This is a genomic window from Blautia faecis (genome assembly GCF_020554845.1).
In the GTDB taxonomy this organism is placed as follows: Bacteria; Bacillota; Clostridia; order Lachnospirales; family Lachnospiraceae; genus Blautia_A; species Blautia_A faecis.
Genome location: NZ_JAJCIA010000103.1, coordinates 1 through 432, shown reverse-complemented (window position 1 = coordinate 432; position 432 = coordinate 1). Strand labels below are relative to the sequence as shown.

Below are 432 nucleotides of genomic sequence, written 5' to 3'. Positions count from 1 at the left end.
GGGCTTCGCTGACTGCCTTTAAGTCCTGTGAAGTCCCCCGGTTCTGTCCAGCCCTCGTCCAGTCCTTCCGTTCTTCCTTTCGTATCTCCATGTACTTCATCAGCAGATTGGGAAGAAGTGTCGCTTCCTCCGCCGCTTTTTGTGCAAGCAGCTCTTTCCGTTTTTCTCCCAGCTCGGTAATCCAGCCTTTGAGGTTTTGGATAAGCTGCCGGATGGACTTCATCAGACTGTTGGCGGCTCTGATTTCCCGGTTCAGGTTTCCGATATTCGTCTGGATACCACGCTTTTCCATCTGCCGGACAGCAGCCCCCTCATGGACAGTGGGGACAATATCAAGCCCCTGTCTGGCATAGGAACGCAAGTCCACACGCTCCGGACGGTCATTGGCTTCCAGATAGCGGTTCTGGATGACCTCCCATTCATGCCGCCAGA

Annotated in this window: 1 protein-coding gene; it reads right to left on the bottom strand. The window is 54.4% G+C overall.

Translation table 11 applies throughout. The features are described from left to right. Positions 1 to 432 (bottom strand): MobA/MobL family protein (locus LIZ66_RS20385; RefSeq protein ID WP_227227653.1); only part of this gene is annotated, 432 nt, incomplete at both ends.